Here is a 20,065-nt window from a genome sequence, read left to right on the forward strand (position 1 = left end):
GCGGAAGGGCAGAGGAAACCTGGACAGGTCGGCCGGTGCGGCTACTTGAGGCCGGTCGTTGACATGCCGGCGACGAAACCGCGCTGTGCGACGAGGAAGACCAGCAGGATCGGGACGACGTACATCACGGAGCCGGCCGCCAGGAGGTTGTTCACCGGCATCCCGCCCTCCGTCACATAGGAGGTCATGATGGCGACGGAGAGCGTGGTGCGGTCGCTGGACAGGAGCAGCATGGGAGCGATGAAGTCTCCCCAGGACCAGGTGAAGGCGATCACGAAGCTCGCGGCCAGGACCGGCCAGGACTGCGGCAGGAAGATCCGCCAGAAGATTGCGGCGTAGCCGCAGCCGTCGACGATGGCGGCCTCCTCCAGCTCCCGGGGCAGCCCGGCGAAGAACTGCCGGAAGAGGAAGACCAGATACGGGGCGGCGGCCAGGCCCCACAGGACCCAGGGCCAGTAGGTGTCGACCATGCCGAGCTTCGCGAAGATGAGGTACGTGGGGAAGAGCGTGATCATCTGGGGCAGCATCATCGAGCCGAGCAGCACCCCGAACAGGGTCTTCCTGCCCGGAGCGGACAGGCGGGCGAACCCGAAGCCGACCCAGGCGGAACTCAGGGTGACGAGGGTGGCGTAGATCAGGGCGATGATCAGGGAGTTGCGGGCGTAGCCGAGAAAGTCGATCTGGTAGAAGGCATCGGCGAAGTTGTGCCACTGGATCTTGTCCGGCAGCCAGTGCACCGGGGAGGCCGCGAGCTCGGGTGTGGTCTTCAGACCGGTGATGACCAGCCAGCCGAAGGGTCCCAGCATCAGGCCGGTGATCACGACGAGCACGGTGTAGAGGATGAGACGGGTGGTGCGCACCCGCACCCTGGCCCCGGAATCGCGGGCCTTGCGCCCCGTGGGCGTCTTGGGTGCCTTGGAGGTCACGGTGGTGGCGGTCACTTCTTCGCCTCCGGGTCGACGTTGTAGAACACCACACCGGAGGTGAACCTGAAGATCAGGCCGGTCACGATGAGGATGAGGACGAAGAGCACCCACAGGAGCGCGGAGCCGTAGCCGTAGCGGCCGAGTGCGAAGTACTCCGCGAACACGTGCATCATGTACATGTAGTTGGACTGCGGTATCGAGGTGACGCCCTTGGGGCTGGCGTCCGCGGCGAGCAGCATGGGCATGATCGTCTGGACCGAGGCGATCATTCCGGTCACGGCCTGGAAGAGCAGGACCGGCGAGAGCAGCGGCACGGTGATGCTGCGGAAGGTCCGCCAGGCGCTCGCGCCGTCGATCCGTGCCGCCTCGTGGAGTTCGCGGGGCACGTCCTGAAGCCCGGCCAGCGAGATGATCATGATGTTTCCGGCCGCCCACAGCACCGCCATCAGGATCACGTAGCGGGCGTACGGGTCGTCCAGCCAGGCGACGGCGTCGATGCCGACCAGATGGAGGACGCCGTTGGTGGCGCCGGAGTCCCGGTTGAAGAGCTGCTTGAAGACGAGCCCCGCGCCCACCGGCGGCACCACCGCCGGCAGATAGAGCAGGGTGCGCCACAGGCCGCGCGCCTTGAGCGGGCGGTTGACCAGGACCGCGAGCGCCATCCCCGCGACGATCGACAGCGGAACCGAGGTCACGGCGAACAGGCCGGCACGTCCCAGCGAGTGCCAGGTCGTCGGGTCGGAGAGCAGCTCCTGGTAGTTGCCCAGCCCGACGTAGCGCCAGTTGGGCGAGATCCCGTCGAACGTGGTGAAGCTCAGCCACAGCGCGTACGCCATCGGGCCGATGGTCAGCAGCAGGAAGCCGACGATCCAGGGTGAGGCGAACATGTAGAACGCCCGGTGCCGGCGCGCGGTCATGGAGGTCCGGGGCAGACCGCCTGCGCGTACGGCGCCGGTGCCCGGGACGGACCGGGGCCGCCCGGCGACTTCGGGGATCTGGCCGACTCTCATCCCACCTGCTCCTTACCGCGCTTCATCTGCTCGTTGATGGACGAGTTGAGGCGTCCCGCGAGGGTGTCGACGGAGATCTGGCCGTGCTCCGCGGCCGGAATGATCTGGTTGATGAGGGCGACCATGGCGTCGGTCTTGATGTAGGGGGTGAAGGGGGTCACCGAGAAGTGCTCCAGCTCGGCCTTCTGCACCGACAGGGCACGCTTCTGGTAGTCCTCCTTGTGCGGCATCAGCGGCTGGAGCGACTTCAGGCTCGGTATCCCCCAGCCGCTCTCCGCGTGGACCTTGGCCGGCCCCTCGCCGAAGAACCACTCGAAGACCCGCCAGGCGGCGTCCTTGTTGCGCGCCTTCTTCGGCATCCACAGGCCCGTGGCGGCCTGGCAGGAGCTGAGCCGCGGGCAGCCCTCGAAGACCGGGGCGGGTGCGAGGCGGGACACCTCCGCCACCTTCGGCACCGTATCGATCATGCCGCCCAGCCAATAGCCGTTGCCGGACATGGCCATCCGGTTCGCGACATAGGTGGGCCCGTCCCACGCATCGGGGTTGGGCTGGATGAGGCTGGGCCCGACCTTGGTCTTCGCGTAGTCCACGTACCAGGTCAGGGCCCTGCGGGCCTCGGGGCTGGTGAAATCCACCCGGCTGAAGTCCTCGTTGAAGAGGCTGCCTCCGGCGGCGGCCGTCAGGTTCGTGAACAGCATGCCGAGGTCCAGGGCGCCGTTGTAACTGCCGCCGTAGACGGTGGTCTGGCCGTTCTTCCGCTGGACCAGACGCTTGGCGTTGTCCAGCCACTCCTCGTATGTGATCGGCTCGGTCTCGGCGGGATGGTCGACGCCCGCCTTGTCGAAGAGCGAGGTGTTGTACCAGAACATCGCGTCCTGGGAGAAGTCCTTCGCCATGCCGTAACGGGGGCCCTTGCCCTGGGTGGTGCCGTCGTACCGCCACAGGTCGTTGGCGGGGTCCAGGTCTTCGACCTTGAGGACGGAGGACCTGGCGAAGTACGGGTCCAGGTCCTCCGCCACTCCCCGGGCGGCGAGGTACGGCGCGTCGACGGCGCCGACACCGCGCACCAGGTCCGGCGGGTTGCCGTTGGTGAGCATCGCGATCAGCCGGGTGATGTCGTCCCTCACCACGATGATCTCGATACCGAGCTCCTTCTGAGCCTGCTTGACCAGGTCCGTGGAGAAGTCGTCGAGATTGACCATCATCGTGATGCTCTCGCCGCCACCGCCGCTCGCGGCGCCGGCCACCTGCAGGGCGCAGCCGCTCAGCGCCGCCGCGCCGGTCGCGACACCGGTCGCCGCGGCGGCGAGAAATCGTCGGCGGCACAGGGGGGCACCAGCACGTGGGTGCATGACCGCACCACCTCCAATAGAAACCGGTTGTCACGCGTTGGGGCAGAGCTTCTTCCGGCTCGGAAACGGCGTCAAGACCTTGGGCGAACTTTCGAAAAGACTGGGTAACCTCGACGAGACAGGCGTGGAACACCGTTTGCTAGAAACCGGTTGTCGGCCACACGTGGCTCAAGTCCCGTGATCCGGGCCGGTGTTCGCACCGTCAACGCAGGTCGGCGGCCTGCTCCGCGCTGTCGTCGAGGAAGCCGCCCGACTGGTGCTGCCACAGCTTCGCGTAGGCGCCCTCGGCCGCCAACAGCTCCTGGTGCGTGCCCTGTTCGACGATCCGGCCGCGGTCGAGGACGACCAGCTTGTCCATGCCGGCGACGGTGCTCAGCCGGTGAGCGACGACGAGTGCCGTGCGCCCCTCCATGAGCCGCCACAGCGCCTCCTGGACGAGGAGCTCGCTCTCGGAGTCGAGGGCGCTGGTGGCCTCGTCGAGCAGCAGGATCGGCGCGTCGCGCAGGATGGCCCGGGCCAGCGCGACCCGTTGGCGCTGCCCGCCGGACAGCTTGATCCCGCGCTCCCCCACCATCGTCTCGAAGCCGTCCGGGAGGGCGTCGGCGAACTCGGTGACGTGCGCCGCCTCGGCCGCCCGCCGGACCTCGGCGTCGGTGGCGTCGGGCCGGGCGAACGTGAGGTTCTCCCGCAGGGTGCGGTGGAACATCGCGGGGTCCTGCGGGACGTAGGCGATCAGACTGCGCAGATCGGCCTGGCGCAGTCTGCTGATGTCCTGTCCCCCGATCAGGATGCGGCCGGCGTCGATGTCCGTCATCCGCAGCAGCAGCCGGCTGAGCGTGGTCTTGCCGCCGCCGGACCGGCCGACGAGGCCGATCTTGGTGCCGCTGGGCACGGTGAGGTCGAGCCCGTCGAAGAGGGTGTCCGCGCCCGCGTGGGCGAAGGTCACCTTCTCGAAGCGGACGTCCGCGCCCCGCGACCGCAGCGGTTCCGGGGAGGGCGGGTCGACCACGGTGGGCGGGGCCAGCAGCAGTTCGGTGAACTGCGCGGCCTCGGTCATCGAGCTCTCCAGCCGACGGTAGATCTGGTTGAACTCGAACATGATCCGGGTGGCGTTGCTGTAGTACGTGAAGGCGACAACCACCGACTCCACGCCGTGTGTTCCGCCGCCGAGCGCGACGGCGAGCAGCAGCCCCAGCGCGTTGGTGAACACGGACAGTGGCGCGACCAGGGTGTCGATGCGCAGGTTGCCGTAGTCCCAGGAGCGGAGGGTGAGCCGCCGCGACCGGGCGACGCGGGAGCGGTGTTCGGCGGCCTCGCGTTCCTCGGCGGCGAACGCGCGGACCGTGTCCATGTTCATCAGGCTGTCGGCGACATGACCGGACACCCGGGCGATGGCCTCCTCGCGCTCGTCCACGAGTGCCTGCCGGCGCCGGATGAGCGGCGCGACGACCAGGGCGGTGAGCGCGATCATCGCCAACAGGCCCACGACCAGCAGCGGTTCGTAGCGCCACAGCACGACGGAGCCGAACAGCAGCGGCACCAGGCTGCCGACGACCTGGAAGGTCATCGTGTCGACGAACTCCTCGAAGCGCGAGGCGAAGCTCAGCACCCGCTTGGTCAGGGAACCGGCGAAGTTGTCGTGGAAGAACGCGGCGTCCTTGGCGAAGAGTTCGTCCATGCCGATCACATACAGGTGCTCGATGCCGAGCGCGTCCAGCCGGTTCAGGCAGTGCAGTCCGAGCCGCCACAGCAGTTCGGCGAGCAGCAGGACACCGGCGAACCCGAGGACGTACGGCAGCGTCGCGCGGACCCCGATGCCCGTGTCACCGGCGATCCGTGCGACGAGCTTGGCCACGATCAGCGGCGCGATGTAGTTGATGCCGATGTTGCCCAGCGCCGGCAGCAGTGTGGCGGGCGCGGTCCACCGGCGCAGTCGGGTCAACTCCCGTCCGTAGTAGCGCAGAGCGAGCAGCACCGAGCCCCGGCGCGGCCCGGTGTCGCGCGATTCAGGCGATCCCATCCCCACCCCGTGAAGTCGTCCGGCAGCCCGCAGAAGGGCAGGCCAGGAGTGGGCAGTGTCCCGCGCCGGCACCCGCGCGGTCCAAGCGTTTTTCCCTCAACAGCGGTGATGCGGACGGGATTTGTGGGGCCCTACGGTGACAGCATGGCGACCGATCCAGATCTGAGCGAGCCGATGCGGCTTCCCGACATGCCGTTGCACGACCCGTTCGTCGTGGCCGACGAGGGGACCCGCACCTACCACCTCTACACCTCCAACGACCCTTCGGTGTCGGGCGTGGAGGGCGTCGGCACGATGGTCTACCGCAGCCACGACCTGCGCGAGTGGACGCGTCCGGTGGTGGTGTTCCTGGCAGCTCAGCAGCCCGACCTCTGGGCGACGGAGGGCGGTTGGGCGCCGGAGGTGCACGCCTGGAACGGCAGGTACCACCTCTTCACCACACTGCACGACGAGAACAGCCCGCTGCAGGTGCCGCCGGCCGGCCGCTGGGGCACGCCGTTCCAGCTCGCGAACCATCTGCGCGGCACGATCACGGCCGTGTCCGAATCCCTGCTGGGCCCCTTCACGGCGGTCGACCCCACGCGCCCCACCACACCCCGCCACCTCATGTGCCTGGACGGCACGTTGTACGTGGACCCGGCCGGGCAGCCGTGGATGGTGTACGCGCACGAGTGGCTGCAGACCGTCGACGGGACGATGGAAGCGGTCCGGCTGGCTACCGACCTGACCGGGACGGTCGGCGATCCTGTCCTCCTCTTCAAGGCGTCGGACGCGTCGTGGATCACCGAGGAGATCCCGGCCGGCGTACCGCACCAGCTCCCGCCCTACGTCACGGACGGCCCGCAGGTGTACCGCACCCCCGGCGGCTCCCTGCTGATGCTGTGGTCGACGTACGAGAAGAACAGGACCGGCCGGGAAGGCACCATGGGCGGCGGTTATGTGCAGACGTACGCCGTCTCGGAGTCCGGGGAGATCACCGGGCCGTGGCGCCAACTCCCGCCGCTGGTACGGGAGGACAGCGGCCACGGCATGCTGTTCCGCACGTTCGAGAGCCGGTTGATGATGATCCTGCACCGCCCGTTCGAGAACGCGCGCGGCAAGCTGTACGAAGTGGAGCTGTTGGGCGACGAGTTGCGGGTGGTGCGGCAGCGCACGGATCTCGATGGCGGCGGCTGACCCGGGCTTCAGGCACCGAAGACCTGGAACTCCGAGACCTGCCCGGCCGGCCAGCCGGTGTTGGCGGTGAAGATGAGGCGGACGTACCGGGCGTTGACGGTTGCGGGGAGCGTGAGGGTCGCGGTGTTGCCGGTCGCCGGGTCGAAGGTGTGGCCCGCCGGGGCGAGTTGCTGGGTGAAGGTGCTGCCGTCCGTGCCGGTCTGGACGGAGATGGTCTGGGTGCGAGTGGCCCAGGCCGTCGCCGGGGGAAGGTGAAGGACGATCCGTTTGACGGCGGTCGTGGTGGCACCCAGATCGACCTGGATCCATTGCGGGAAGGCGTTGTTGGCGGACTCCCAGTAGGTGGTGGTGTCGCCGTCGGTCGCGTTGCCCGAGGCGTAGGTCTGGGTGTGGCTGCTCTCCGAAGTGGGCCGGTGGAGCGCGAGGTTGGTGGTGCTGGACGGCGGGTCGGTGGTGACGGTGGCCTGGTTGGAGGGCTGGGACACGTTGCCCGCCGCGTCGACGGCGACGACGTCGAAGGTGTACGCGGTGGACGCGCCAAGTCCGGTGACGGTGAACGAGGTTGAGCCGGTGGTGCCCACCTGGGTGCTGGTCGAACCGGAGACCCGCAGGACGCGGTAGCCGGTCACGCCGGCGTTGTCGGTCGACGGGTTCCAGGTCAGCGAGACGGAGTCGCTGGTGTGCCCGGTGACGGTCAGAGCACTCGGCGCGGTCGGCGGTGTGGTGTCGCCGCCGCTCGGAACCACCGGCTGAGTGGGGCGAGTTGGAGTCAGCGCGAGCTGGCCCTTGAGCATGCGGCCGCCGTCGCCGGTCAGCCGGAGGTAGTAGTCGGCGGAGCAGGGGGTGCCGTCCTCGTCGAGGGCGAGGAACCCTGAGTCGGTGGGCACCCAGTCCTGGGTCTCGGCGGTCTTGGCGATCTGGTTGCCCTCGTTGAACTCGTCGAACATCGAGATGTAGATGCCCTGCACCCCGGCCCGCACCACGTTGTAGAACTGCCGCCACATGAAGTCGCCGTGGGCGCGCTGCCGGCCGGAGACGTCGCCGGGCAGGACGCAGGGCTGGTAGTCGATGCCGTTGGCGTTGCAGTCGGCCTGATCGGGGACGGTGTAGGTGGCGTAGGCGTTGTCGGCCTCGGTAACGTTGCCGATGGCGCCGACCATCCACGGCGAGATCATGTCGAAGGCGTGGTAGACGCCGAGGAAGCCGGGTTGCGAGCCCCCGGTGCCCGTCCGCCATTCGCGTGGGACGCCGCCGATGACGTAACACCCCTGTCCCTTGAACCAGTTGACGACGTCGAGGCAGGCGTCGGGGGTGAAGGGGTGGTTGGGGTCGTTGAAGCCGAAGCCCCAGATGCAGACGACCGGCTTGCCGTTCTGCTTCGCGTAGGCCGAACTCGCCGTGTGCGCCGACATCTTGGCCGTCCAGTCCGTCTTGATCTCGGACTGCATGTTCGTCCAGTTGGAGACGTCGTACATGATGTAGAACTTCCGCCCGTACGACTCGGCGGCCGCGCGCACCTTGGTCGCCATGGCGTCGCGGGTGGGGCCCTCGCCGCCGGTGGGGTTGAAGCGTTGCAGGGCGGCGGTGTCGATGTTGTTCTGCTGCATCCACAGGAAGTGGGTGTTCACCGTCTGCTGGTCGTACGACGAGAACAGCGCGGCGGGGCGGCCGTTGCCGAGGGCCGCGTACGAGGTCTGGTAGGTGCTCGTGAACTCACGTACGTCGGGCCAGCATTTGATGTTCGTGTTGGTCGGGGACGGCGAGCGGCCCCAGTCCTGGCTCCAGTGCCACCAGCCGTTGATGGGGGCGCCGTCGCCGACGCAGGCGAACCAACCCTGGTAGCCGACGCTGATCTTGCCGACCACGTCCCCCGGCCCGCTCGCCGCCGACGCGGTCGGGGCGAGTGCGGTCTCGGCCGTCCCCGCGGTTCCCACCGCCGTGGCCGCGATCGCTGCCCTCAAGAAGACTCTTCGTGTGACACCCATCTCGACTCCTCTCGGTGGTCGGTGCCGCCGGGCGCGAGCGCGTCCGCGCCCGGCGGCACCATGACGTCAGGTCAGGTGTTCCAGACCTGGAACTCGGAGATCTGCCCGGCCGGCCAGCCGTTGTTGGCCGTGATGTTCACCCGGAGGTATCGCTGGGTGGTCGCGGTGAACGTGATGGTCACCGTGTTGTTGGTGGTGGGGTCGAAGGTGTAGGTGGCCGACGACTTGAGGGTGTTGAAGGCCGCGCCGTCGGTGCTGCCCGACAGGGACAGCGTCTGGTTGCGGGCGCCCCAACCTGCGGGGAGTTGGAGGACGACGCGGCTCGTGCTCTGCGCGGAACCGAGGTCGACCTGGACCCACTGCGGGAAGGCGTTGTTGGCGCTCTCCCAGTAGGTGCCCTGGTTGGCGTCCGTCACGTTCGACGACGAGTACACGTCGGTGTGGCTGGACTCCGTGGTGGCGGCGCCGGCCGCCAGGTTCCTGCTCGCCGTGCCGGCGCCGGTGCCGGTCAGTGCGACCGTGGTCGTGCCGTTCGACGCGTTGCTGGCGATGCTGAGATCGCCGGTGCGGGTGCCGGACGCGGTGGGCCGGAACGTGACGTTCACCGTGCAGGAGGCGTTCGCCGCGATCGTCGTCCCGCAGGTGTTGGTCTGCGCGAAGTCGCCGGTGACGGTGATGCCGGAGAGAGTCGCGGCGGCCGTGCCGGTGTTGGTGATCGTGACCGGCTGCGCGCTGCTGCTGGTGTTGAGCGCCTGGGTGGGATACGTCAGTGACGTCGGGCCGGCCGACAGGGTCGCCGGTGAGGAGCCGCCGCCGCTGGGGAAGACTTCGAAGTCCGACAACTGGGCTGCGTTCCAGCCGGTGTTGGCGGTGATGTTCACCCGTACGTATCTCGTCGTGGCACTGCTGAAGGTGATGGTCGCCGTGTTGTTGTTGGCGCTCGGGTCGAAGGTGTACCCGGCCGAGGCCTTGATCGTGGAGAAGCTGGAGCCGTCCGTGGATCCCTGCACCGACAGGGTCTGCGTGCGGGTCGACCAGGCAGCCGCCGGCGGGAGTTTGAGGACGACCTTGCCGACGCCGTAGTTCTGGCCGAGGTCGACCTGGGCCCACTGCGGGAACGAACCGAGCGTGCCCTCCCAGTAGGTCGACGCGTCCGGGTCGGTGAGGTTCGAGGCGACGTATGGGCTGCTGCTCGAACTCGCCGTCGCCGGCCGCCCGGCGGCGATGTTGGTGGTGCTGTCGATGCCGCTGCCGGTGAGGGCGACGACGGTCGGGCTGTTGTTGGCGTTGCTGGTGACGGTCAGGTTGCCGGTGCGCGCGCCACCCGTGGTGGGCTTGAAGCCGACGGTCACCGTGCAGGAGGCGCCGACCGCGAGGGTGGAGCAGTTGTTGGTCTGGCTGAAGTCACCGGTCGCCGCGACAGCCGAGACGGTCGCCGACGCGGTGCCCGAGTTCGTCACCTTGACCGTCTGCGCGGTGGCCGACGAGCCGACCACCGTGCCCTCGAAGGACAGGCTCGCCGGGTCGGTGTTCAGCACCGGGCCCGGCGCGGTGCCGGTACCGGAGAGGCTGACCGTGTTGGTGGTCCCGCCCGCGTTGACGGTCAGGGATCCGCTACGGCCGCCGGTCGCGGTCGGCGCGAACTTGACGCTGACGGTGCACGAGCCGTTCGCCGCGATCGACGAACCGCAGGTGTTGGTCTGGGAGTAGTCGCCGCTGGTGGAGATCGACGAGACGGACGCGGCGGTGTTGGTCGGGTTGGAAACCGTCACGGTCTGTGCGGCGCTGGTCGAACCGGTCGCCACCGAACCGAAGTTGAGCGCGCCGGGGGTGGCCGTCACGCCTTCCGCCGGGTACGGCGGATACACCGGGGCGGGCCAACCGCCGCAGTACGGCGTGCCGTTGATGCCGGAGTTGCCGCCGCCGTCGGTGACGACGAAGTTGCCGCCCGAGCAGTTGTAGACCGGGGAGGAGTAACCGACGCCGGTGGCCGTGACATTGGTGAACTTGGCGGCGCCCCCGGTCTGTTCCTGAAGGGCGAAGGTTCCGGTGCCGGCGATGGTCACGTTGTTGAGGTTGACCCCGCTGATGGTGCCCTCGACCCACTGGACGGCTTCGTAGGGGCTCTGCTGGATCAGGGCGTTGGTCACGTTGATGGGGCCGGTGATCGCGCCCTGGCTGCCGTCGAACCACAACGCGCCTACGCCGAACTGCCAGTTGGGGTCGAGGCTGCCGGCCCGGACCATGGTGTTGCCGGAGATGGTGGTGGTGCCGACCGGTGTCGAGGTGAAGCGCTGCCCGACGTGGATGCCGCCGCCCTGGGCGAGGCCGGTGTCCACCACGCGGTTGCCGCTGACGGTGTTGTCGTGGCCGCCGTAGATCGCGATGGCGTTGGCGAGGATCTGCAGGGACACGGTGTTGTCGGAGATCGTGTCGTTGGCGTCGGCTCCGATGGCGGAGTCCGCCCAGGTGGCGATGCCGTCGTCGCCGGTGTTGCGGATGTCGCTGTTGGTCACCTTCGAGTTGGTGACGCCGCCGTGGAAGTTGATGCCGTCGGCGGTGGTGTCACGGATGCGCATGCCGGTGAACGTCAGTCCGTCCATCGGCCCGTCCATCCAGGCGCCGACCTTCATGTGGTCGATCCACACACTGGAGACGGTGGAGTTGCTCATCGCGCCACCGATGCCGTTGACCTGGGCACTGTCGTCGCGCTCCTGCACATTGCCGAAGATGGCGAAGTTCTGCAGGTGCACATTGGTGCTGGCCGAGGGCGCCGAGTTGCCGTAGAAGCCTGGGGCCGTGCCGGTGACGGTCGAGTACCACATGCCGGCGCCGGCGATCGTGACGTTGTTGACGCTGATGTGGCCGGGGATGTTGTACGTGCCCGGCGGGATCCACACCGTGCCGCCCGAACCGGCCGCGCTGATCGCGGAGTTGAACGCGCTGGTCGCGTCGGCCGCACCGGTCGGGTCGGCGCCCTTGCTGGTCACCGACACCGACCCGGAGGGCGCGGTGAGGGCGGCGCCGACCTGCTCGAAGTCGGCGAAGTCGATCGTGTACGAGGAGGCGGTGTCCCCCGAGTCGACCTGGAGCTTGAAGGTCGTGCCCGCCGGATAGGTGGTGGAGAACAGGCGGTGGGCCTCGTCGTAGAAGTGGTGCGGGTTGCTGCCCGGGGTGTTGGTGAAGGGGTAGCTGCCGTAGTACCAGCTGTAGGCGTTGGTCAGGGTGAAGTCGGGCTGCTTGACGCCGTTGATGTACAGGGACAGCCCGGCGGTGTAGACCGAGCCGCCCGAGGTGTCGGGGATGCTGTAGCGGAAGTTGATCGAGTTGGTCGCCACCGGCGTGGTGAAGGTGACGTACTCGCCGGTGCCCTGAAGCGTCGTCGCCTTGCGGTACGACGCCTCGTCGGCCAACTGGCCCTGGGTGTAACTCGGGCCGATGGACGTGCCGTTGGTGGCGGAGTTCTCCGCCTGCACCTCGACGTAGGGCAGGCTCGCGCCGCTGCCGCCCGTGGCGGTGGACGCCGCCTCGGCGGGTGAGACGGCCAGGGCGACGACGCCGACGGCGGCGAGCATCGCGGTGCTGACCGCGCAGACGAGGGTCCGTCTCAGATCTCGGATGGAATGGAACACGTGCCACTCCTTTGATAACGAAATGCCGGAACTGTTCCGCTGGCACCGCCGAGGAGGGAGGGGAAGCAGGGGATGGCGACGATGCAGGGGGGACCGTAATATCCTTGGCATGATCACGCAATAACTAGACAGAACTTTGCAACAAACAAAAATGACGGCTGCAAGATCTCGGGTGCCGCGCGCATATGACGATGCCGCCGGACGGAGCGTCCGGCGGCGTCGTGGGGCGGGTTGGGGTCAGGCGGTCAGGAAGGCGAGGTGGTTGATGTTCCAGCCGCCGTTGTCCTGATGGAGTGTCAGGGTCTGCCGGCCGGCGGGCAGGGTCACATGGGTGGTGACGGTGGACCAGGTCTGCCAGTCGCCGGTGGCGGCCAGGTCGACGGCTCCGGTGAGGTCGGTGCCCGCCGCGTCCGACAGGTGCAGCGCGTCGGTCACCGCGGACGGGGCCGCGACGCGGAGGTCGAGGGTGTAGGTGCCGGCCGTGGCGACGTCCACGGTGTAGCGGAACCACTGTCCGCCGCCGGTCCAGCCCAGGTTGTAACCGCCGCCGGCGTCCGAGGTGTTGTCCAGGTCGACGCCGTCCGCGCGGTAGGAGTTGGCGTTGCCGTTGACGGAGGTGACGTTGTACGCGATCCCTTGGCCGCCGGTGTCGTAGTCCTCCGCCTGGACCGTGCCGGGCACGGCGGCCGGGGTGCCGCCGTAGGGGCCTTCGGGAGCGGGCGGTGGCCAGTGGTTGTCGCTCAACGTCGCGATGAAACCGGTGGAGTTGTTGACGAAGGCCGAGGTGCCGGCGTCGAGGCCGGTGACCGTGTTGTCGGTGATCGTCGCGGAGCCGGTGGGCGCGGGGTAGAAGGGCGGCGAGATCGCGATGCCGTTGCGGCCCGGGCTGTTGACGGTGTTGTCCCGGAGCAGGGTGTTGGTCGAGGTGGAGAAGCCGATCCCGTCGTAGAGGGAGTCGGTGACGGTGTTGCCGGTGACCGTGACCTTGTCGACGGTCCCGGTGTTCTGCCCGTCCCCGCCGTTGCCTATGTGCAGGGCGGGTTGGCCCTGGCTGTAGGCGTTGCCGCCGGAGCGGAGGACGGTGTTGCCGGTGACGGTCGCGGACAACAGGTCGCTGCCGTTGACGCCGAAGCGCCCGGCGCCCAGACCGATGTAACGGGCGGTGTCGCTGATGTAGTTGTTCCTGACCACATGACCGCTGCCGCCGTAGATCCCGACACCTTTGCCGCCCCACGGCGCGACTGAGGTGTTGTCGCTGACGGTGACATCGGTCATCGGCTTGTAGAAGGTCTGGGAACCGTCGCTGTTGGTGTTGTAGTTCACCGAGTTGATGGCGATCGCGTCGTCGCCGGTGCCGCGCACGAAGTTGTTGGTGACCGTCAGGTCGTTGCCGGTGTCCGCGCCCAGCGACACGTTGTTGACGTTGATGCCGTCCGCCCAGATCGACGTCAGCCTGCTGTTCCGTACCGTCCCGCCGGTGCCGGAGGCCCAGAAGCCGGACATGGTGTGCTGGGTCCAGATGCCGTCGGCCAGCCAGTCGGTGCCGGTGGTGTCCATCGCGCCGCCGTCCCCGCCGACGGTGCTGCGGCTGACGGCGTTGGCGTCGATGTGGAAGTCACGCACCGTGCACGACGTCAGGTCGAACAGGGCTGCCAGCGGTGTGCTGTTGGGGACCGGGACGTCACGGTAGATCGTGCTGTATCACAGGCCGGCGCCCGCGATGGTGATGCCGTGTGCGCTCAGTCCCTCGGTGCCCTTCACATAGAAGGTGCCCTGCGGGATCCACAGGGTCTTGCCCTGCGACTGAGCCTGGTCGATGCAGGTCTGGATGGCGGCCCGGCTGTCCACTGACCGGCTGTCGGCCGCGCCGTTGGTCGGGGTGTTGTCCGCCACCGCACCGCAGCTCGTGATCGAGATCGAGTTAGCCGGCTGTGCCCTCGGCGCCGGCGGGTTCTCCACGTCGAGGGAGTCCACGTCGTAGAAGGACGCGCTGTTGTCGGCGTCCTTGCGCAGCGAGAACGTGGCGCCCGCCGGGATCGGGGACCCGGCGACGAAGGTGTGCGACTCGTCCCAGAAGACCCTCGGGTCGCCGTCGGCCGGGTTCTGGTTGTCACTCGTGTTGTAGTTGCCGTTGCCCTCGTACACCCAGCTCTGCTTCGAGTTGAGGTGCAGTGCCTGCCGGAACACGCCGTCGACGTAGAGGTTCAGTGTGCCGGTGACACCGCCGCCGGTCGCCGAATCCGGGATGCTCGCGCGGACGTTGAGGAAGGAGATCGGCCGGCCGGTGGTGTTGGTCCACTGCACCGACTGGCCGGTGCCGTCCAGGTGGACATAGGAATGGCCCGAAGCCTCCAGGGCGGCGCTTGAGTACTGCGTCGTCGGCGCCGAGGTCAGCGACCGAACAGCCGCGCCTTCGGCGGGAGTTCCCGCCTCGGCCTCGTAGATCCTGAACGGCGTCGTCGCACCCACGGCCGCGGGCCGTGCGGCGGCGGCCGTTGTGGCGGCCGCCGGTGGAAGGGACACACATATCGCGCCGACCGCGGCCACGACAGCCACCGTCAGTCGCGGGGGTCTGGAGATCGTCAGCATCTGCTGCTCCATCACGGGGTGGGGGGAAACCGGCGCCCCGACCGTACAGAGCCCGCATGCGGCCCGCTAGATTCCGACGAAGTAAAGAATGAAATACGCAGCCCGCTGCAAGATTCTCACGAAGCCGCGCAATTGCAAGATGGCTCGAACATCACCGTGCTGCCGTCAGGCGAGCCAACGGGCAGCGGCCTCATAGGTGGTGGCCGGGCTGCTGTTGAACGCGATGGCCGCATCCGGTGCGTGCCGCCGAACCAGGTTGATCACTCGCTCAAGGAGTTCGACTTGATCGTCCGAGTGGCGCAGACCACCGCCGATGGTGACGCACTCCCAGGGATGGGCGCGCAACGCGTCCCCGACGACCTCGTCCACGTCGTCGCTTCCGTCGAGGCCGAACAGACAGCTCTCCACGCCCACGCCGTGTTCGGCGAACTTGGCCAGTCCCGCCTCGATCGCCTCGACCACCGGCTCGGGATCCCACGGCCCGGGCACCCGACGTGGATCGAGCCCGATGACGAGGACACGGGGTGAAGCGGTGATGCCCATGTATCGACGATACGGCGGGGCGCGAGGAGTCGGCGGCGCGGCGTGGGAGGGGCGGTCAGGGTTTGAACCTGCGACCCCCTTGACCCCCAGGAGTGAGCGTCGAGGGTATTTTCTCGACATAACAGACTTAACCAGGACGCACGACGTGCAGAGAAGGCTCCCTCGTGCACCATCGCCCACGTCGTGTGGTCCCCAACTGGTCCCCACTTCTCGGCGACGGCCACGGTTCACCCGCCGGGGACACCACTCGCGGTCGTAGCTCGGCCGCCAGGCGCTCCGCGCCTGGCCGATGGAGCACCGAGGCGGAGGGGGTTCGCCGTCGGATAGGTCGTTTGAAGCCACCGGTGCTTCGGGGTCGGCCAGGCTCTGGTAACACCGGCTGGCCTGTGACACCTAGGGCTGACATGGCCGGTCATTCCGAGGCGACGTGGTGCTGGTCCCGGTCGGTGCGAGCCCGGTCGCGGTCCTTCCCGGCGTCGGTGTCCAACCGGCGGCGTTCCCCAGACAGTTGGCCGTCCGGGTCCAGCACGCGGGCGCGAGTCTTCCGGCCGGGACCGAAGTGACCGTCACCTACGACCCTCGGCTCTACTCCCCGCTGCCCACCGCGGTGGCCACCGTCGACGACCGCCGACTGCGCACGACCAGCACGATCACCACCGACCGCAAGACGACGCTCGCGACCTGCACGGTCACCCTCGCCGAAGCCGTCGCCGCGGGCATTGATCCGGTGGTCGTCGTGGGAACCGCCTACCCCGTGCTCTATCCGCGCGATCTCGTTGTCGGGCCCGCGGACGCGACCGCCGCCCTGAGCCGGAAGAACGCAAAGGCGAGCGGTCGGCGGAGCCTTCAGCCGCACCGGCCGAGCACGTTCGGCGGCGTCGCCACACCATGGGGCCTTGAGGTCAGCGGTGTCTGGGGCCGCCGCGAGCGGGGGAACGGAAAGCGGTGGTACTACTATCCGGTTCAGGTCACGGTGCAGAGCGTCGGACCGGGCCCCGTCCCCGCAACCGCGTCCTTCTCCGTGGCGTTGGACCCCCAGATCGTGAGCGACGTCAAAATCGCCGACGCCCGGCTCAATCACACAGCGCACGACGCCGGTGTACGACTCCTCTCGCGCACCCGGACCACGTCGCTGTTCGACACCAAGTGGAGCACAACGGTGAAGCTCAAGTCAGGTGACCGGCTCGATCTGAGCCTGGAGGTGACGACACGGAAGCCGGCGGGCGATCTGCCGACCATCAAGCACCCCTTGGTGGGGCTGATCGACACGGGCAACCACGTCACCCAACGGCAGACCGGCCGGAACTCGATGTCACGGACCGATGCAGTGTGGCAATAGTCAGTGGATACGTGTGGATCCTGCCGGCGGTGACCATCGTCGGCTGGATCGTGTCGTGGTGGGGAACACGGCGGATCCGGTGGTGCCTGCTGTCCGCCGCCACCGTCATCTCGCTGTCCTGCCCCCTCATCGGATACCACGAGAAGGGACCGCAGATCAGCCCCGGAACCGTCGGCTGCTCACCGGCCCTGGAGTGCATGGACTGGCGTGGGATCTACTGGCTGGAGGCCGGACTGATCGGCTTCGCGTGCTGCCTGGTGCTGCTGATCGTGACCACCGTGGCCGAAATAGCGCTCTGGTTCGATCGTCGGGGGGCGGCCGCCGCCGAATCACCCGGCTGACGTGATGACCGAGCATCACCTGGGCAACCGAGGGGCTCACCTCTGCCGGTGAGCGAACGCGACCCTCGACTGTCGCCACCGAGACAGAGCAGGTGCCTTCTAAGCGCCTGCTCTATTCCTCGGCGCGCTCTGGTCGTTGAACGCGACCACGGCGGTGGGCAGTTCGCCCGCGTCAAGGAGGTGGCCGGCGGCGCGCTCGCCGGCCGCCTCGGTGTTGTTGCCCCGCTCCACCCTGATGTGCGCGTCCAGACCGTGGTGCCGCATGGCCGTGTAAACACCGCTGGTCCGGATTTTGCGCCCTGTTCCTCGCGTCCAGCGCTCCCCGGAAACCCAGAGCTTCTGCCCCGTCAAGGGCAGGCCGGTCCCGGAAAGTGGATCCAGCGGCACCACCGCACTCCACCCCGGCCCTGCCCATCCGGTCAAATGCCCAGAACCGTACGGGCGGTGAGGAAGTAGATCACCAGTCCCGTGGCATCGACCAGGGTCGTCACCATCGGAGCCGACACCACCGCGGGGTCGATGTGGAGGCGTTTGGCCAACAGGGGCATGGCGCCACCGACCGTCGCCGCCCAGCCGCAGATGATCACCAGGGTGATGCCAACCACGACGGCGATCTGTGCGCCGACGAACAGCGTGCCCAGCACCATCCCGAGGGTGGCCAGCATCGTGCCCAGCACCACGCCCACCCTGCACTCGCGCCAGATGACCGCCGGCAGATCGGAGACGCGCACTTCGCCCACGGCCAGCGCCCGTACCGCGGCGGTGGCCGCCTGCGCTCCCGCATTGCCGCCGGTGCCGATCAACAGCGGGATGAACATGGCCAGTTGGGTGGCCTTCTCGAGCGTGGTCTCGAAAGCCTCTGTCACGGTCACGGTGAGGGTCGCGGCCAGCAGCAGAAGCAACAGCCACACGACCCGGTACCGCGCCAGTTGCCAGACGGACGCCGCCATGTAGTGCCCCATCCAGGGAGCTGCCCCGGACTGCAGCACGACATCCTCCGTGTCCGCCTCCTCGATGACCTCGACCGCGTCGTCGATGGTGAGCAACCCCACGAGCCGCTCCTCGCTGTCGACGACGGGCAGAGCCAGGGCGTTGGTCTCGCGCATCAGGCGCGCGGCGCCCTCGGCGGAATCGGCGGCGTACGCGCGGGCGGCGCCGGTGACGACGTGGTCCGTGACGTTGTCGTCCGGCGAGCTGAGCACCAGCTCACGCAGGGTGACCACGCCGGTCAGGCGACGTCCGGAGTCCACGACTGGCAGGGTGTAGACGGTCTCGGCGTCCGCACCCTTGGTCCGGACCCGTTGGAGTGCCTGCCTCACTGTCGACTGTCCGTCGAGGGCTACGACTTCGGGTGTCATGTAGCGGCCGACCGAGCCTTCCGGGTAGCCGAGCAGAGCCGCGGTCACCTGGCGCTCGTGCGTGCTGAGCCCCGCCAGGACCCGCCGGACCACCTTGGCGGGCGCCTCGCGCAGCATGCGCACTCTGTCGTCGGGGTCCAACTCCTCGACCAGTTCGCGGAACGCCACGTCCCGCAGCCCCATCAGAATGGCCTGTTGATCCACGGGTTCCAGTTCCTCGAACACCTCGATGGCCTGGTCCTTGCCCAGCAGCCGGAACGCGACGACCGCGTCCACGGTGTCCATCCGGGCCAGATCGTCGGCGATCACATGCGGAGGGCGTCGGCCCAGCAGGTGCTGTGCATCGCGCAGGTCGTGCCGTTCCAGGGCGTCCTGGAGCTCGGTGGGCAGCTCGTCGGGCAGCTGGACAGATGTCATGGCAAGGTCACCTCGGCGGGACGGAGGGAAGGGGCATGCTCTCCTGCTCGAAGGCGCACACCGGAGCCCGTCACCGCCCTGACGAGGTTCAGCCGTGAGCTGTCACGGCCCGCGTGGGCGAGGGGCAACGGTGCGCGGGGACTGACTCGGAGGTTCGCTCTGCACGGCGAACCACCTCCTTCTTCCGCTGACGAACGTCCTGGACCGACAGGCAGATCGTCCGTGCGGCATCCGGCGCACGCGAGCCGTACGGCTGATCTGAGGGGTTTCTTCCGTATCGGACGAGTCGCATGAAGGATGCGTGCAGACGATCAGCAAGGCGTCGGGCAGGAGAAGCACCCCCATGTACGGCGACGCCCCGGCGGGGTGCACGGACCCACCGGGGCGGCCTGCGGTTCGTCAGGCGTGCTGGACGAGGGCGAAGGTCACACCCGCCGGGTCCTTCAGTACGGCGACACGTCCGAGGCCAGGCGCACCGATGGGCCCGGACACGACAGCGCCGCCCAGCGCGACCGCCGCGGCGGAGGCCGCGTCCACATCCGCGACACCGAAGTACAGGGTCCAGCCGGCGCCCACGGATCCGCTCGTGATACCGCCGAACTCCGCGACTCCGCCGACGAAGGTCAGATGAGCCACGGCGCCTCCGGCCGGAGGTACGGCCGCGGTCCAGCCGAAGACCTGGGCGTAGAACGCCTTGGCACCGTCGACGTCCGGTGTGCTCAGTCCGAACCAGGACAGCGCGCCGGGCTCGCGCACCAGTCCGGAGCCGGGGTGCTTGTCCGGCTCCCAGGCGCCGAACACCGCGCCGTCCGGGGCCTCGTAGACAGCCGCGCTACCGGCGACCGACACCTTCGCGGGCGGACTCACCACACGGCCGCCGGCCTCCTCGACGGCCTTGGTCGTCGCGTTCAGGTCGTCCGACATGAAGTAGACGCTCCAGCCGGCCGAGTGCTCCTGACCTTCCCTGAGCTTGACCGCGCCCACGATCTTCTCTCCCCGCAGCGCGAAGTTCACGTATCCGCTGGGTAGTTCGAGGGCCTCCCAGCCCAGAAGGGTGCTGTAGAAGGTGCGGGCGGAGGCGACGTCGGGGGTGTCGAGATCCGCCCAGCAGGGTGCACCAGCAGGGTGACGAGTGATCTTCATCGGTTCTCCTCGGGTCACAACGATCGATCTTCACCCAGAGTGGCTGTGCCGCAAGCCAGGGCTCCAGTCAGCGCGGTCAACTCGCTTGTTCCTTCCATTCGTTGAGCCGTCCGCGTCGATTTCGTCCACCTCGCGACCGTCCAGTGCGTCCAGGACGGCTTGGGTGACCTCTTCGGGGGTGCGGCCGTCGGTGGGTACGACGGCCCGCGCGACCTCGGCATACAAGTGCCGCCT

15 protein-coding genes and 1 pseudogene are annotated in these 20,065 nt (G+C 68.4%); 3 read left to right on the top strand and 13 right to left on the bottom strand.

Features of this window, described 5'->3' with window-relative positions:
• Positions 1-41: 41 nt before the first annotated feature.
• The 4 genes from ABZT04_RS23685 to ABZT04_RS23700 form a co-directional block, all read right to left on the bottom strand.
• Positions 42-941 carry a carbohydrate ABC transporter permease gene (locus ABZT04_RS23685; protein WP_356058944.1) on the bottom strand — a complete coding sequence of 300 codons (900 nt, stop codon included), beginning with the start codon at positions 939-941 and terminating at the stop codon, positions 42-44.
• The gene (locus ABZT04_RS23690) at positions 938-1,936 is read right to left on the bottom strand and encodes a sugar ABC transporter permease (RefSeq protein ID WP_356058945.1); all 999 of its coding nucleotides are present in this window, start codon (positions 1,934-1,936) and stop codon (positions 938-940) included. The genes ABZT04_RS23685 and ABZT04_RS23690 overlap by 4 nt, the downstream gene beginning before the upstream one ends.
• Positions 1,933-3,288 (bottom strand): extracellular solute-binding protein, encoded by a 1,356-nt coding sequence (locus ABZT04_RS23695; protein WP_356058946.1) that lies wholly within the window; start codon positions 3,286-3,288, stop codon positions 1,933-1,935. Before ABZT04_RS23695 ends, ABZT04_RS23690 begins: the two co-directional genes overlap by 4 nt.
• A gap of 202 nt (positions 3,289-3,490) precedes the next feature.
• Positions 3,491-5,308 (bottom strand): ABC transporter ATP-binding protein, encoded by a 1,818-nt coding sequence (locus ABZT04_RS23700; RefSeq protein ID WP_356058947.1) that lies wholly within the window; start codon positions 5,306-5,308, stop codon positions 3,491-3,493.
• A gap of 144 nt (positions 5,309-5,452) precedes the next feature.
• On the opposite strand from ABZT04_RS23700, the gene ABZT04_RS23705 reads away from it, so the two are divergent.
• Positions 5,453-6,484 (top strand): glycoside hydrolase family 43 protein, encoded by a 1,032-nt coding sequence (locus ABZT04_RS23705; RefSeq protein WP_356058948.1) that lies wholly within the window; start codon positions 5,453-5,455, stop codon positions 6,482-6,484.
• Positions 6,485-6,492: 8 nt separating this feature from the next.
• Here ABZT04_RS23705 and ABZT04_RS23710 read toward each other — a convergent pair whose 3' ends face one another.
• From ABZT04_RS23710 to ABZT04_RS23730, 5 genes are all read right to left on the bottom strand, one after another.
• The gene (locus ABZT04_RS23710) at positions 6,493-8,469 is read right to left on the bottom strand and encodes a discoidin domain-containing protein (RefSeq protein WP_356058949.1); all 1,977 of its coding nucleotides are present in this window, start codon (positions 8,467-8,469) and stop codon (positions 6,493-6,495) included.
• A 71-nt stretch (positions 8,470-8,540) separates the two neighbouring features.
• A complete protein-coding gene (locus ABZT04_RS23715; RefSeq protein ID WP_356058950.1) occupies positions 8,541-12,101 on the bottom strand; it encodes a choice-of-anchor D domain-containing protein in 3,561 nt (1,186 codons plus the stop codon).
• 237 nt (positions 12,102-12,338) lie between these two features.
• Positions 12,339-13,724 (bottom strand): carbohydrate-binding protein, encoded by a 1,386-nt coding sequence (locus ABZT04_RS23720; protein WP_356058951.1) that lies wholly within the window; start codon positions 13,722-13,724, stop codon positions 12,339-12,341.
• 78 nt (positions 13,725-13,802) lie between these two features.
• Entirely contained in the window at positions 13,803-14,690 is an 888-nt protein-coding gene (locus ABZT04_RS23725; protein WP_356058952.1) for a hypothetical protein, read from the bottom strand.
• A 165-nt stretch (positions 14,691-14,855) separates the two neighbouring features.
• Positions 14,856-15,233: a hypothetical protein gene (locus ABZT04_RS23730; RefSeq protein ID WP_356058953.1), complete on the bottom strand. Its 378-nt coding sequence runs from the start codon at positions 15,231-15,233 to the stop codon at positions 14,856-14,858.
• Positions 15,234-15,663: 430 nt separating this feature from the next.
• Between ABZT04_RS23730 and ABZT04_RS23735 the strand changes: the two genes are divergently transcribed.
• Both ABZT04_RS23735 and ABZT04_RS23740 read left to right on the top strand, forming a co-directional pair.
• Positions 15,664-16,572, top strand: coding sequence for a hypothetical protein (locus ABZT04_RS23735; protein WP_356058954.1), 909 nt, complete (start codon positions 15,664-15,666; stop codon positions 16,570-16,572).
• Positions 16,563-16,913 carry a hypothetical protein gene (locus ABZT04_RS23740; protein WP_356058955.1) on the top strand — a complete coding sequence of 117 codons (351 nt, stop codon included), beginning with the start codon at positions 16,563-16,565 and terminating at the stop codon, positions 16,911-16,913. The genes ABZT04_RS23735 and ABZT04_RS23740 overlap by 10 nt, the downstream gene beginning before the upstream one ends.
• Before the next feature lie 99 nt (positions 16,914-17,012).
• On the opposite strand, the gene ABZT04_RS23745 is transcribed toward ABZT04_RS23740, so the two are convergent.
• The 4 genes and pseudogenes from ABZT04_RS23745 to ABZT04_RS23760 form a co-directional block, all read right to left on the bottom strand.
• Entirely contained in the window at positions 17,013-17,177 is a 165-nt protein-coding gene (locus ABZT04_RS23745; protein WP_356058956.1) for a hypothetical protein, read from the bottom strand.
• Positions 17,178-17,332: 155 nt separating this feature from the next.
• Positions 17,333-18,688 carry a magnesium transporter gene (gene mgtE / locus ABZT04_RS23750; protein WP_356058957.1) on the bottom strand — a complete coding sequence of 452 codons (1,356 nt, stop codon included), beginning with the start codon at positions 18,686-18,688 and terminating at the stop codon, positions 17,333-17,335.
• Positions 18,689-19,087: 399 nt separating this feature from the next.
• The gene (locus tag ABZT04_RS23755; RefSeq protein WP_356058958.1) at positions 19,088-19,831 is read right to left on the bottom strand and encodes a VOC family protein; all 744 of its coding nucleotides are present in this window, start codon (positions 19,829-19,831) and stop codon (positions 19,088-19,090) included.
• Positions 19,832-19,861: 30 nt separating this feature from the next.
• Positions 19,862-20,065: pseudogene (locus ABZT04_RS23760) on the bottom strand (hypothetical protein); the annotation flags it as partial.

The organism is Streptomyces sp. NPDC005492 (assembly GCF_040605995.1).
GTDB lineage: Bacteria > Actinomycetota > Actinomycetes > Streptomycetales > Streptomycetaceae > Streptomyces.

Coding starts and splice junctions, on each gene's coding strand:
- ABZT04_RS23725 (WP_356058952.1), bottom strand. CDS start 14,690: ATGCTGACGATCTCCAGACCCCCGCGACTGACGGTGGCTGTCGTGGCC.
- ABZT04_RS23705 (WP_356058948.1), top strand. CDS start 5,453: ATGGCGACCGATCCAGATCTGAGCGAGCCGATGCGGCTTCCCGACATG.
- ABZT04_RS23695 (WP_356058946.1), bottom strand. CDS start 3,288: ATGCACCCACGTGCTGGTGCCCCCCTGTGCCGCCGACGATTTCTCGCC.
- ABZT04_RS23710 (WP_356058949.1), bottom strand. CDS start 8,469: ATGGGTGTCACACGAAGAGTCTTCTTGAGGGCAGCGATCGCGGCCACG.
- ABZT04_RS23700 (WP_356058947.1), bottom strand. CDS start 5,308: ATGGGATCGCCTGAATCGCGCGACACCGGGCCGCGCCGGGGCTCGGTG.
- ABZT04_RS23690 (WP_356058945.1), bottom strand. CDS start 1,936: ATGAGAGTCGGCCAGATCCCCGAAGTCGCCGGGCGGCCCCGGTCCGTC.
- ABZT04_RS23745 (WP_356058956.1), bottom strand. CDS start 17,177: ATGCGGCACCACGGTCTGGACGCGCACATCAGGGTGGAGCGGGGCAAC.
- ABZT04_RS23730 (WP_356058953.1), bottom strand. CDS start 15,233: ATGGGCATCACCGCTTCACCCCGTGTCCTCGTCATCGGGCTCGATCCA.
- mgtE (WP_356058957.1), bottom strand. CDS start 18,688: ATGACATCTGTCCAGCTGCCCGACGAGCTGCCCACCGAGCTCCAGGAC.
- ABZT04_RS23755 (WP_356058958.1), bottom strand. CDS start 19,831: ATGAAGATCACTCGTCACCCTGCTGGTGCACCCTGCTGGGCGGATCTC.